Source organism: Mesorhizobium sp. M0664, assembly GCF_040320565.1.
GTDB lineage: Bacteria > Pseudomonadota > Alphaproteobacteria > Rhizobiales > Rhizobiaceae > Mesorhizobium.
The window spans coordinates 1-10,477 of sequence record NZ_JAMYPW010000085.1 but is presented as its reverse complement, the minus strand read 5'-3'; the positions used below and the strand labels follow the sequence as shown (position 1 = coordinate 10,477).

12 protein-coding genes and 1 pseudogene are annotated in these 10,477 nt (G+C 64.2%); 6 read left to right on the top strand and 7 right to left on the bottom strand.

Features of this window, described 5'->3' with window-relative positions; all coding sequences use genetic code 11:
* Positions 1 to 296: 296 nt before the first annotated feature.
* Together NKI39_RS33635 and NKI39_RS33630 are read right to left on the bottom strand one after the other, a co-directional pair.
* On the bottom strand, positions 297 to 503 hold the full coding sequence (locus tag NKI39_RS33635) for a DUF1737 domain-containing protein (protein WP_352470863.1): 207 nt from the start codon (positions 501 to 503) through the stop codon (positions 297 to 299).
* Positions 504 to 531: 28 nt separating this feature from the next.
* Positions 532 to 1,413, bottom strand: a complete 882-nt coding sequence (locus NKI39_RS33630) for an HpcH/HpaI aldolase/citrate lyase family protein (protein ID WP_352837381.1) — start codon at positions 1,411 to 1,413, stop codon at positions 532 to 534.
* Positions 1,414 to 1,690: 277 nt separating this feature from the next.
* On the opposite strand from NKI39_RS33630, the gene NKI39_RS33625 reads away from it, so the two are divergent.
* Genes NKI39_RS33625 through NKI39_RS33610 form a run of 4 tightly spaced genes read left to right on the top strand, consistent with a single transcriptional unit; the run spans position 1,691 to position 6,703 of the window.
* Complete coding sequence (locus NKI39_RS33625; protein WP_352837378.1) at positions 1,691 to 3,235, top strand: DUF4153 domain-containing protein; 1,545 nt, start codon at positions 1,691 to 1,693, stop codon at positions 3,233 to 3,235.
* A gap of 4 nt (positions 3,236 to 3,239) precedes the next feature.
* Positions 3,240 to 3,932 (top strand): response regulator, encoded by a 693-nt coding sequence (locus tag NKI39_RS33620; RefSeq protein ID WP_352837375.1) that lies wholly within the window; start codon positions 3,240 to 3,242, stop codon positions 3,930 to 3,932.
* The gene (locus NKI39_RS33615; protein WP_352837372.1) at positions 3,920 to 5,506 is read left to right on the top strand and encodes an ATP-binding protein; all 1,587 of its coding nucleotides are present in this window, start codon (positions 3,920 to 3,922) and stop codon (positions 5,504 to 5,506) included. Before NKI39_RS33620 ends, NKI39_RS33615 begins: the two co-directional genes overlap by 13 nt.
* A gap of 30 nt (positions 5,507 to 5,536) precedes the next feature.
* Positions 5,537 to 6,703 (top strand): NAD(P)/FAD-dependent oxidoreductase, encoded by a 1,167-nt coding sequence (locus tag NKI39_RS33610; protein WP_352837370.1) that lies wholly within the window; start codon positions 5,537 to 5,539, stop codon positions 6,701 to 6,703.
* 36 nt (positions 6,704 to 6,739) lie between these two features.
* Here the strand turns inward: NKI39_RS33610 and NKI39_RS33605 are convergent, their stop codons facing one another.
* The 5 genes from NKI39_RS33605 to NKI39_RS33585 all read right to left on the bottom strand — a co-directional run bounded on the left by NKI39_RS33605 (position 6,740) and on the right by NKI39_RS33585 (position 8,528).
* Complete coding sequence (locus tag NKI39_RS33605; RefSeq protein ID WP_352837367.1) at positions 6,740 to 7,228, bottom strand: SRPBCC family protein; 489 nt, start codon at positions 7,226 to 7,228, stop codon at positions 6,740 to 6,742.
* Positions 7,229 to 7,266: 38 nt separating this feature from the next.
* A complete protein-coding gene (locus NKI39_RS33600; protein WP_352837364.1) occupies positions 7,267 to 7,569 on the bottom strand; it encodes an SRPBCC domain-containing protein in 303 nt (100 codons plus the stop codon).
* A gap of 20 nt (positions 7,570 to 7,589) precedes the next feature.
* Positions 7,590 to 7,712 (bottom strand): SRPBCC family protein, encoded by a 123-nt coding sequence (locus tag NKI39_RS33595; protein WP_352837361.1) that lies wholly within the window; start codon positions 7,710 to 7,712, stop codon positions 7,590 to 7,592.
* Entirely contained in the window at positions 7,712 to 8,023 is a 312-nt protein-coding gene (locus NKI39_RS33590; RefSeq protein ID WP_352450226.1) for an ArsR/SmtB family transcription factor, read from the bottom strand. The genes NKI39_RS33595 and NKI39_RS33590 overlap by 1 nt, the downstream gene beginning before the upstream one ends.
* 79 nt (positions 8,024 to 8,102) lie before the next feature.
* Positions 8,103 to 8,528, bottom strand: a complete 426-nt coding sequence (locus NKI39_RS33585; protein WP_352837384.1) for a GNAT family N-acetyltransferase — start codon at positions 8,526 to 8,528, stop codon at positions 8,103 to 8,105.
* Between the two features lie 166 nt (positions 8,529 to 8,694).
* Here NKI39_RS33585 and leuD point away from each other — a divergent pair, with 166 nt between their 5' ends.
* Both leuD and NKI39_RS33575 read left to right on the top strand, forming a co-directional pair.
* Positions 8,695 to 9,300 (top strand): 3-isopropylmalate dehydratase small subunit, encoded by a 606-nt coding sequence (gene leuD, locus NKI39_RS33580; RefSeq protein WP_352541962.1) that lies wholly within the window; start codon positions 8,695 to 8,697, stop codon positions 9,298 to 9,300.
* 60 nt (positions 9,301 to 9,360) lie between these two features.
* Positions 9,361 to 10,291 (top strand): annotated as a pseudogene (locus tag NKI39_RS33575) (Ivy family c-type lysozyme inhibitor).
* Positions 10,292 to 10,477 lie beyond the last annotated feature (186 nt).

The following is a 10,477-nucleotide window of genomic DNA, read 5'->3' as shown; positions in this document are numbered from 1 at the left end:
GGACGGCTCCCTTGTTTGAGATCTCAACGAACTCATTCTGGCACATCCGATGCCGTCGGGCGCCGTCCACCCCATCATGCCGTGATAGTGATGCAGTGCGCCGGCGGTGCAGAACCGAACGCTCATCATCCCGTTCTGGGTAACGGGGCTATCCCGATCGGTGGTAGATCACACTAATCCTGATCCGCCGTGCCCTTCGGCAGAGGTAACGGCATGGATCCTAGGGTACTCCGCGACGTCGCTTCGCGACTGCTACGCCCCAGGATGACGAAGGACGAGCGCTTCAGCGAACCTCCCTACCAGTCGCTGAGCTTGGTGTCGGGGCCGTATTCCTGGCCCTCGATGTCCTTCACCACGGCCTGGCCGCAGCGCATGGTCTTGGCTTCCTGGTCATAGGCATAGGTCGGCGAGCCGAACAGGTGCCAGCCCTTGTTCAACGCCGCCGTCACCTTGTGGCAGAAGCTGGAATCGTCCGGACCGGACAGAAAACGGTAGAGTTTCATTCTTCAATCCTGTCGTCAGTTGCGTTAGTCATGCGCGAACAGCGGCGGCCTTCGCCAGCAGTTTTTCGGCCTGCGCCAGATGCAGCCGCTCGACCATCTTGCCGTTCAGCGCAACTACCGCCCTACCGGTATGTTGGGCGAGCGCGAAGGCATCCTTGACCGCGCGCGCTTCGGCTATTGCTTCGGGCGACGGTGCAAAGGCGCGGTTCGCGGCTTCGATCTGAGCCGGATGGATTAGCGACTTGCCGTCAAAACCCATGGCGGCCGCTTCCGTGCACTCGCGCGCAAACCCGTCCATATCGCGAAAATCATTGAAGACGCCATCGAGCAGGTCGAGGCCGCCGGCACGCGCCGCGAGCACCATTTGCATCAGCCATGGAACGAGATAGCGCCGGTCGGGCGTGGCGAGAATTCCGGTGTCCTTGACCAGGTCATTCGTTCCGGCAGCGAAACAAGCCAGTCGAGAGGCCGGATCGCGGCCGAGCTCAGCGATCGGCCCGATATTGAGCAGCGCCCTGGGCGTCTCGATCATCGCCCATAGCTTGACTTCGTCGGCGATAAAATTGTCGTCGAGCACGTCGCCGGCCTCGAGAATGTCGCGCGGCGTGTCGACCTTGGGCAGCAGGATGGCGTCGGGCGAGCATTTTGCCGCGGCCAGCAGGTCGGCGCCGCCCCACTCGCTCGACAGCGCATTGATGCGCACGACCATCTCGCAGCGCCGGTTGGAACGGCCGGCGAAAATCGCCGCCAGCTTTTCGCGCGCGGAAGGCTTGTCGGCCGGGGCGACGGCGTCCTCGAGATCGATGACGACGGTATCGCAGGCCAGCGATTGGATCTTGGCCAGCGCCTTGTCGTTCGAAGCCGGGACGTAAAGCACCGAGCGGCGCGGGCGGTAGCTTTCGGTGGTCATCTCCGATCTATGCCGTCTGCAGCCGGCCGAGGCAAGCCGTGCATAAAAACTGCACGCAATTTCGGAAAATCTCCTCGTCTCCGCCCCGCTTGCCACCCGACCGGATGCGACAAGGGCGGCATGCAAGAGCAAACGAACTCCCGTTGGTCCCTGCCGTACCGGCTTCGCCGCGAAAGCTGGTGGCTCGTCGATCCGCCCGGACTTCGGTAAACCTCCTCCCTTTCGTCCGGAAATCCCCGCCCACCGGCCGCATCAAAGCCGCCGAGAAAGCCCGATCATGATAGTATTCCTCTCGGCGGCGCCGAGCTATTGCTACCGCTTCGGCGTTGCCGTCCTGCTCGTCGCACTGGCCGATTTTTTCTTCTATGGCCAACCGGCGGGCATCACGCTTTTCCTGTTCGGCGTTGCGATTGCAGCGGCGAGCATGGCTCTCCATCCTCTCGGCGCCTTCAACGACGGCAGGTTCTGGTTCAAGCCGGTTGCGCTGTTCATGGCGCTGCTGCCGCTTGTGGAAAATGTCAGCGCACTGTCCGTCTCGATCGCGCTGGCGGCGACGGCCATCTTCGCGCTTTCACTGGCCGGACGGTTGCGGCTCGGCCTTGCCCGCATTGCCGGCCAACTCTCGCTGTTCCTGGTTGCAACGCCATTTCGGCTCGTCCTTGATTTCTTCCGCTGGCGCATGGCGGCGCGGCGGCTTGGCCGGCGGCGCGTGCGCCTTGCGGCGATCGCCGTCTGGGTCATGCCGCTGAGCCTCGGCACAGTGTTCCTCGCGCTGTTCGGCGCCGCCAATCCGGTCATCGAATATTGGTTCTCGCTGATCGACCTGATGGCACTGCTCGACCTCGTCCAGCTGCCACGTCTCGCCTTCTGGCTGTTCGTGCTTGCCTGCGTCTGGGCCTTTCTGCGGCCGCGCCTGCCGCGTTTTCTCCGCCGCCGCAGGGTGTCGCCAGCCAGCGCACCGGCGACGCCGGCCACCAGGACCACCATCGAGGACATCGTCTTCGGCAAGGCCGCTATCCTCCGGGCGCTCGTCGTCTTCAACATCCTGTTCGCGGTGCAGAGCGCACTCGACGCCACCTATCTGTGGGGCGGCATCGCGCTTCCCGACGGGCTGACCTATGCCGCCTACGCGCATCGCGGCGCCTATCCGCTGATCGTCACGGCGCTGCTGGCCGCCGGCTTCGTGCTGGCGGCGCTGCGGCCGGGAAGCGCGACCTCCGGCGATCCGCTCATCCGCCGGCTGGTTTATGCCTGGGTGGCGCAGAACATCCTCCTGGTGATCTCGTCGATCCTGCGGCTCGATCTCTATATCGGTATCTATGCGCTGACCTATTGGCGTGTCGCTGCGTTCGTCTGGATGGGGCTGGTGGCGGCAGGCCTTGTCCTGATCATGGCCCGCATCGCGCGCGAAAAGTCCAACGAATGGCTGCTTGCCGCCAATCTTCTGACGCTATCGGCGACGCTCTATGCCTGCTCGTTCATCAACTTTGCCGCGCTGATCGCCAACTACAATGTCGACCATTGCTTCGAAATGACCGGCCAAGGCACCCAGCTCGACGTCTGGTACCTGCGCTCGCTCGGGCCCGGCGCCTTGCCGGCGCTCGATCGCTTCGTCCAGCACCAGAGCAGGACGGTTTCCGCGGAGGATGCCTCCATCCGCGAACTCGCCGGCTGGTATGCACAGGACGAAGCACGCTTCCGCGCCGGCCAGGAGAACTGGCGGGGCTGGAGCTTTCGCGACTGGCGGCTCAACCGCGCCCTCAACAGGCGTGGCCCGTTCGTGGTTCCTCCGATGTCCGAACCCTTCATGCCGGGCCGCTGATTTGATGCCGCACCACATACTGGTCGCCGACGACGACCCGCACATTCGCGAAATCATCTGCTTCGCGCTGGAAAAGGCCGGCATGAAAACGCTGGCGGTGCCGGACGGCGCGGCTGCCTTGCAGGCGATAGAGCGCCATGCGCCCGATCTCGTCGTGCTCGACATCGGCATGCCGGAAATGGACGGGCTGGAAGTGTGCCGGCGGCTGCGCCACACATCCGACCTGCCGGTGCTGTTCCTGTCCGCGCGTGATGAAGAGATCGACCGCGTGCTCGGGCTGGAGATGGGCGGCGATGATTATGTCATCAAGCCGTTCAGCCCGCGCGAGCTGGTCGCCCGCGTCAACGTCATTCTGCGCCGCGCTCGGCCCACGCCGGAACCAGCCGACGACCGGCAATTCTCGCATGGCAGACTGTTGCTGGTTCCGGCAAGCCATACAGCCAGCTTCGACGGCAAGCCGCTGGCGCTGACGTCGATCGAATTCGCGATCCTGAAAGGCTTTTTGGCGCGGCCGGCGCATGTGCTTGGCCGCGACATGGTGATGGCCAACGCCTATGCGGCCAATATCCATGTCGCAGACCGCACCGTCGACAGCCACATCCGCAATATCCGCGCCAAGCTGGCGGCCGTCGGCTGCGTCGATGCGATCGAGACCGTGCACGGCGTCGGTTTTCGGCTGGGCGGATGCGGCGCGTGAGCGCCCAAGGACTGATTGGCAGCAAATGGCGGCCTCGCCTCGCCACGGTCGTCATCGCCATCCTGATCATGGTGATGGCGCTGCCGCTGGCCGGCCTGTTTTTCTTCCGGCTCTACGAGAACCAGCTGATCCGGCAGACCGAGGCCGAGCTGATCGCCCAAGGCGCCGCCCTTGGCGCGATCTATGCGCAAGAGGTTCGCGAGGCCGGCATTGCCCCGGAAAAGCTAGGCGCACCCGTGCCTTCACCCAACACCAGCGATCGGGCCTCTCCCTACCAGCCGATCGAACCGGGCCTCGATCTTGCGTCCGACGGGATCCTGCCGACCCGGCCCGCGGCCACCGCGGCCAGCGCCGATCCCGCCTTCGCTTCAATCGGCGCACGCCTGTCGGGCATTCTTGCCGAGACGCAGAAGACCACGCTCGCCGGCTTCCGGCTGCTCGATCCCAGAGGCGTGGTCATCGCCGGCCGTGAGGAGGCCGGCCTGTCGCTCGCGGCTGTCGAAGAGGTTCGCGCAGCGCTTGCCGGCCGCTACGCCAGCGCGCTCAGGCTGCGGGTTCCCGACCAGCCGTCGCCGCCGCTCTATTCGGTCAGCCGCGGCACCAAGGTTCGCGTCTTCGTGGCCATGCCGGTTGCGGTCTCCGGCAAGGTCGCCGGCGTCGTCTATCTGTCGCGGACGCCGAACAACATCGTCAAGCATCTCTATGGCGAGCGCGGCAAGGTGGCGCTGGCGGCAATCGCCATCCTCGGCGGCGCGCTGCTGATCGGGCTGGTCTTCCTGCGCGCCGTCAGCCGTCCGATCTATGCGCTGATGGAACGCACGAAACGCATCGCCGCCGGCGACCGCGCGGCGATCAGGCCGCTCGATCACCACGGCACGCGCGAAATGGGTGAACTCTCTGCTGCTTTCCTCGACATGGCCGAAAAGCTGCACGCACGCTCCGACGGCATCCAGACCTTTGCCACCCACGTCTCGCACGAGCTCAAATCGCCGCTGACGGCGATCCAGGGGGCCGCCGAACTGCTGCGCGATTCGGGCAGCGCGATGGACGAGGCCGAGCGGCGGCGTTTTTCGGACAATATCGTCACCGATGCCGGCCGGCTCAACCTTCTGGTGCGCCGCCTGCTCGACCTGGCGCGCGCCGAAAATCTCGAACCGAGCGGCGAAAACACGTCGCTCACTGCTGCACTGGCGCTGCTGCCGGCCGACCACAGGCTGGCGCTGCGCCTCGAGGCGGGCGCCCAGATCGGTCTGCGCATATCGGCCGAAAACGCGGCGATCGTGCTGGCCAATCTCATCGACAATTCGGCGCGGCACGGCGCAACGCTGGTTTCGATCACGGCCGCAAGCGCGGACGGCAAGGCCACCATTGTGGTGGACGACGACGGCGCCGGCATTTCGCCCAGCAACCGAGGCCGCATCTTCGAGCCGTTCTTCACCACGCGCCGCGATTCCGGCGGCACCGGCATGGGCCTCGGCATCGTGCTGGCCCTCCTGAAAGCGCATGATGGCACGATCCGGCTGGTTGACTCGGCGAGCGGCACGCGCTTCGAGATCATCCTGCCGGCGGCGTGACGCGGCGGTTCAGATCGGAAGGGCCAAAAGGTGCATTACGACATCGTCATCATCGGCGGAGCCATCGTCGGCTCCTCGGTCGCCTATTATCTGCGCGAGGAAGGGTTTTCGGGCTCGATCGCGCTTGTCGAGCGCGACCCGCAATTTTCCCGCGCCGCGACCACGCTGTCCTGCGCCTCAATCCGCCAGCAGTTCTCGATCCCGGAAAACATCCGGCTGTCGCAATTCACGCTGAAACTGTTCCGGCGGCTCAGGGAAGAGTTTGGCGCGGACGCCGATATCGGCTTTCGCGAAGGCGGCTACCTCATCCTTGCCGGCGAGAACGGGCTGCCGATCCTGCGGGCCAACCACGAGGCGCAGATGGCCGAGGGCGCCGACATCGTGCTCGAGGATGCCGAGGCGCTCGTCCGCCGCTTTCCGTGGCTGTCGGTCGAGGGCATTTCCGCCGGCGCCTATGGCCGCAGCGGCGAAGGCTGGTTCGACGCGCATGCGATGCTGATGCTGTTCCGCAAGGCACTGCGAAGCAAGAACATTGATTTCATCACAGCGTCGGTGACCGGTATCGAGCGGCAGGGGAAGCGCGTCGCCGGTGTGACCCTCGACAATGGCGAGCGGCTCGAGGCCGGCACCGTCGTTAACGCCGCCGGGCCGAATGCCGGCAAGGTGGCAGCAATGGCCGGGCTGGCGCTGCCAGTGGAGCCGCGCAAGCGCAACGTCTTCGTCTTCGAGGCGCGCGAAAAATATGACGACATGCCGCTGCTGGTCGACCCGAGCGGCATCTATGTCCGGCCGGAGGGCTCGGTCTACATCACCGGGGGCGCCGAGGCGGAAGAGGGCGAAGGACCGGCCGATCCCGCCGACTTCGACCCCGACTGGCCGCTGTTCGAAGAGGTGATCTGGCCGGTGCTGGCGACCCGCATTCCAGCCTTCGAGGCGATCAAGCCGACGCGCGCCTGGGTCGGCCATTACGACTACAACACGCTCGACCAGAACGCGGTGATCGGCCCGCACCCGGAGGTCGGCAATTTCCTCTTCGCCAACGGGTTTTCCGGTCACGGCTTGCAGCAGGCTCCGGCGGTCGGCAAGGCGCTGGCCGAACTGATAGTACATGGCGGCTATCGCACGGTGGATTGCTCGGCGTTCGGGTACAGCCGGATTGCCGACGGGCGGCCGTTTCGGGAATTGAATGTAATTTAACGCTGGCGCGAAGGGATGCTACCGTTGCTTGGTGGATTAAGCCGCCGCCAAGCCGCCCGTACCAAGATACGCCTGAAGCCAGCCCAGCACCCGGGCCCAGCCTTCGGCATGCTTCGTTGCGGCAGCAGCGATGCCGGCGAAGCCGCCATGGCAGATGGTGACGCGTGTGCCGCCGGCGATCGGCTCCAGCAGCCAGGCGACTTTGGTTTCGCGGCGGCCAAGCGTCGGATGGTCCCAGTCGTATCTCCGCGTCTGCACGATCCGGCGCGGCTCTTCGATCTCCAGGAATTCGCCGCTGGCGGGCAGGTGTCTGCCGGCCGCCGTCTCGACGGTGACGCTCCAGCGGCCGCCGACGCGGAGGTCGGCCGCCCATCCGGTTATCCTGTAGGTCCTGGCGGACCCCCACCAGCGCTCGACCTCGCGTGTAACGAGGGCGTCAAAGATCCGCTCGGGCGGCGCGCGAACATCGGCGCTCGCCATAACGGTCTCGCCATTGGTCATGCTGTGCACCGCGGAACTGTACATCGCCCTGCCTCCAGAAACGTTTCGCTATCGAAACAACCTCAAGCCTTCGACGCCGGGCGCGACAGGCCTTTGCCGGTTTCGAGCAGGCTCTTCAGGCTGGACAGGATGAGCGGCCAGCCGTTCGCCACATGGCCAAGCAGCTTGTGCGGTCCATCGGCTTCGTGTGTGATGGCGAGCTTCATCATCTCGCCCTCCTGCTCGAGGGCGAAGGTGCAGCGTGTGTAGCCGTCCGCCTTGACCTCGGGCATGAACTCGTTGCGCCATTTGAGCACGATGCGCTTGGGTGGATCGATCTCGAGGACCTCGCCGCTGTCGGTGACGCGGCCGTCGGTGTAAACCATCTTCCACGCCGAACCTTGTTTCAGTCGCTTAGCATCTGAGCGCCGAGGAAATATTGCCGCTGGAACTCCGGCTCGGTCAGTGCTTGCCAGAGTTTTTCGGGCGAGGTGCGGATGTAGGTGACATAAACGAAAATGTTGCTCATCAGTCTTCCCTTTCGAGACGTTTCTTCAAATCGCCGAGGGCGCCCAGTCGCCCCCGCTCGAATTTGCCGATCCAGCGTTCGGCGATCTCGTTGATGGGAACGGGATTCAGATAATGTTGCTTCTCGCGTCCCTTGCGGATGGTGGCGACGAGGTTTGCTTCTTCCAGGATCGCCAGATGCTTGGTCACCGCCTGGCGCGTCATGTCCATCTCACCGCACAGCGCGTTCAGCGTCTGCCCGTTCCTGGCATGAAGGCTGTCCAGCAACCGCCGGCGTGTCGGGTCGGCCAAGGCGCGAAAGACGGCATCCATGCTCATGACTCTAATATGCAACCATTTGGTTGCATGTCAAGAGGCAGAATGCGCGGGTTGAGGTCGCTGGGAGTGGATTTCAGCGCTTGCGGCCGAACCAGAATGCGTTGGGCATGCGCTCCATGCCGATACGCTGATAGAAGCCGACGGCGTCGGGCATGGAGATCAGGCTGATGGCAACGGAAGGTCCGAGTTGCCGGCGTGCCTCATCCATCAGACCCTTGCCGATACCCAGCCCTTGCGCCGATGCAGAAACAGCGAGCTCGGAGATATAGCAGACCCAGGAAAAGTCGGTGATGCCGCGAGCGATACCAACCAGCGGCTTGCCCGGCGCATCGATGCGCGCGGTGAGCACCAGGTCGGCACTCGTGAGCATCGCCTTCAAACGGGCATGATCATCGACGGGCCGTGTCTCGCCGAGGCCGGATTCCACCAGAACGCGGCGGAACTCGGCGATGCCGAGGCCCGGTTCGCTGGCGTAAAGGATCGTGGATCGCGTTGTCATGTCGACAAAAGTGCACCATGGGCCGGTGGTTTTGAAGCTGTTTGTACCGATTTTGTGTTTCGATCGACGACGGAAGTCCAAAAACAGCCGTCTTTTATTTGCCCGCGGCATTGTGTAAACCGGGCGCCAGCAATTCCCCGCAACGAGAAGAAGACGGGCAAGAACCATGGAAAAATTCACCAAGCTCACCGGTGTCGCCGCGCCGATGCCGATCGTCAATGTCGACACCGACATGATCATCCCCAAAGATTATCTCAAGACGATCAAGCGCACCGGACTCGGCACCGGCCTGTTCGCCGAAATGCGTTACAAGGACGACGGTTCGGAAAACCCGGACTTCGTGCTCAACAAGCCGGCCTACCGCAAGGCGCAGATCCTGGTCGCCGGCGACAATTTCGGCTGCGGCTCGAGCCGGGAACATGCGCCGTGGGCGCTGCTCGATTTCGGCATCCGCTGCGTGATCTCGACCTCGTTCGCCGACATTTTCTACAACAACTGCTTCAAGAACGGCATCCTGCCGATCACCGTCAGCCCGGAAGACCTGGAGAAGCTGATGGACGATGCCTCGCGCGGTTCCAACGCGACGCTGTCGGTTGATCTCGAAGCCAAGGAAATCCGCGGGCCGGACGGCGGCGTGGTCAAGTTCGACCTCGACGAATTCAAGCGCCACTGCCTGCTCAACGGGCTCGACGATATCGGTCTGACCATGGAGAAGGCCGGCGCCATCGCTTCGTTCGAGAAGAAGAACGCTGCTGAGCGCCCCTGGGCCTGAGCGTAGGATGACCTGGCCGCGACAGGCCGGGTTCGTGGCGGCTGAACGGAGGGGACAGTCATGACACGTTCGCTTCTTGCCGGAGCCTGCGCGCTGGCGTGGATTCTGATGCCGGTGGCAAGGCGCGCATGCACAGACCGACATGGTGCTCGTGCCGGCTGACGATGCGTCCGGCGGGGCCGCCGACCAGGGCGCGGTGAGCAATGCGGCCCTAGCCGACAATGACAAACAGGCGCCGGTCCCGTTCGAGGGCGGCCAGCTGACCATCACTCAGGAGGAAGAGTACGGGGAACGGGTGCTCGCCTTCGACGGCAAGGAACTGGCGCGCAATTACGACGTCTTCTTCGACAAGATCGTCGAGGTCGGCGGCGTCAAGGTGGCGCTGGTCGATGTCGGCGACGGCGGCAATCAATGCGGCCCGGCCAAGGTGATCGTGTGGAAGCCGGAAGGCGGCACGATCCAGACGACCACGGTCGAGCAGGATGAATGCGGCGCGCCGCCGGCCGCGATCTCCGACAGCGCCATCTATTTCGTGCCCTATCTTTTGCCGGGCGATTCCAAGCCGGCGCTGCAATGGTCGCCGACGGACGGACTGACGACGTCCGGCAATCTGACCTACATGCCGGAGCTGGGCACCGACTGGAAGGACGTTGATCCGTCGAAATACGACAACATCATCGACGCCTTCCACAATGAAGCGGTCTACAAACTAGCCGAGACACTGCTTGGCAAGGACATGCCCGACATGGCGACCAGCCTGCTGGTCGGCGGCGGCACGGAAAAAACCGCGTCGGGCGCCTTTTTTGCGAGCGGCTGCGTGCCGCATGATTGCGGCGGCAATGACGGCTTCATGGCGGTCGACCCGGTCAACCGGAAGCTCTATTTCGCCCGCCGCGGCGACAAGCCCGAGCCGGACGCGTGGCCAGCGGTGAGTACATGGCCGGCCGACGTCAAGGAAGCGCTGGACAAGGCGCTGGGGTCGGCGAATTAGGTTTTTTGCGCGGCGCGGCGACTACCCTGCTTTCGTCATCCTCGGGTGACCCGAGGATCCATGCCGTAACATCGGCCGAAGAACCGTTGTGTCGCTCGGATGTCACGGCATGATGGGGTGGACGGCGCCCGACGGCATCGGATGTGCCAGAATGAGTTCGTTGAGATCTCAAACAAGGGAGCCGTC